The sequence below is a fragment of the Halorubrum sp. Boch-26 genome (assembly GCF_029889805.1).
In the GTDB taxonomy this organism is placed as follows: Archaea; Halobacteriota; Halobacteria; order Halobacteriales; family Haloferacaceae; genus Halorubrum.
The window spans coordinates 1-1,584 of the sequence record NZ_JARANT010000176.1; the positions used below are offsets into that span (position 1 = coordinate 1).

Annotated in this window: 1 protein-coding gene and 1 pseudogene; both read left to right on the forward strand. The window is 78.9% G+C overall.

Annotation, left to right across the window (positions count from 1 at the left end; all coding sequences use genetic code 11):
* A partial coding sequence (locus OQF71_RS14530; protein WP_280588523.1) for a DUF58 domain-containing protein occupies positions 1-1,244 on the forward strand: 1,244 nt, incomplete at its 5' end.
* Positions 1,241-1,584 (forward strand): annotated as a pseudogene (locus OQF71_RS14535) (hypothetical protein); the annotation flags it as partial. The gene OQF71_RS14530 and the pseudogene OQF71_RS14535, both read left to right, overlap by 4 nt.

A 1,584-nucleotide genomic window follows, 5' to 3' on the forward strand; every position in this document is an offset into this window, starting at 1 on the left:
CCGGGGCCCGCGGTGCGTCGCTCGCCCTCGTCGGCGTCGGGGTCGTGGTCCGGCGGCCCGGGCTCGTGCTCCTCGGCGCGGTGGGGGTCGGGTACGCCCTCTACGCCGGCGTCGGCGAGGCGCCGGCGGCGACGCTCGACGCGACTCGGACCGTGAGCGACGCGACGCCCGAGCCGGGCGACGAGGTGACCGTCACGGTCCGGGGGCGAAACGTCGGGGACGAGCCCCTCGCGGACCTCCGGCTCGTCGACGGGGTCCCGCCGGGGCTGGAGGTCGTCGACGGCCCCGCTCGGGTCGCGACCGCGCTCCGTCCGGACGCGGCGGTCGCCTTCGAGTACGCGGTGCGCGCGGGCCGCGGCGAGCACGAGTGGGAGGCGGTCACGGCGATCACGCGGAACCCCTCGGGGTCGCGCGAGCGGACGACGGCGGTCGGGCCGGCCGACCCGGCGCGGATCGTCTGCACGCCGGAGCTGGCCGCCGGCGGCGACCTCCCCCTTCGAGGGTTGACGACGCGGTCCCACGGGCGGATGCCCACCGACGTCGGGGGGTCGGGCGTGGAGTTCCACGCCACCCGCGAGTACCGCCGCGGCGACCCGCTCAAGCGGGTCGACTGGAACCGCCGGGCGCGGACGGGCGAGCTGGCGACCGTGGATCTCCGCGAGGAGCGCGCCGCCACGGTCGTCCTCCTCATCGACGCGCGCGAGTCGGCGTACGCCGCCGCCGAGCCGGCGGGAGAGACCGCGGTCGAGGCGAGCGTCGGCGCCGCCGGCCAGGCGTTCCGCGCGCTCCTCGACGGCGGCGACCGCGTCGGCGTCGCGGCGCTCGGCCCCGTCGACTGCTGGCTCGCCCCGGGCGCCGGCACGGCCCACGCCGCGCGGGGCCGCGAGACGCTGGCGACCGACCCCGCGCTGGCGCCGACGCCGAGCGGGGACCGGTTCTACCGGTCGCTGTGGCTCCGTCGATTCCGGCGACGGCTCCCCGCCGACGCGCAGGTGCTCTTCTTCACGCCCCTCGTCGACGACGCGGCGTCGTCGCTCGCGCGCCGGATCGACGCGCACGGTCACCTCGTCACCGTCCTCTCGCCCGATGTCACGGCGAGCGAGACCACCGGCGAGCGGCTCGTCGCGTTCGAGCGCCGCGAGCGGCTCCGCGAGCTCCGATCGGCCGGGATCCGCGCGGTCGAGTGGGGCGGGGAGTCGTTCCCGGTCGCGGTCGCGCGGGCGACGAGCAGGTGGTCGCCGTGAGCGCGGAACGGTCGGTCGAGGAGGGAGAGACTCCGGCGGGCGACCCGATCGACCCGCCCGAGCGAGACGCCCGTCCCCCCACGCTCGCCGTCGTCGTGAGCCTCGTCGCGGCCGCGGTCGCGAGCCTCGCGGCCCTCCTCGCCGCGCCGGCCGGCGGCGCCCTCCTCGCCGCCGCGACGGTCGGTCTCGTCGCCGGGTCGTTCCGTCGGTCGCACCGGCTCCTCTCGTGGGCGGCCGGGGTCGGGATCGTCGGGCTCGCAGTCGCCGGCTATCGGGGCGGGGGCGTCGGGCCGCTGCTCGCCGGGGGGGTCGCGCTTGCGGTCGCGTGGGGCGCGGCGGG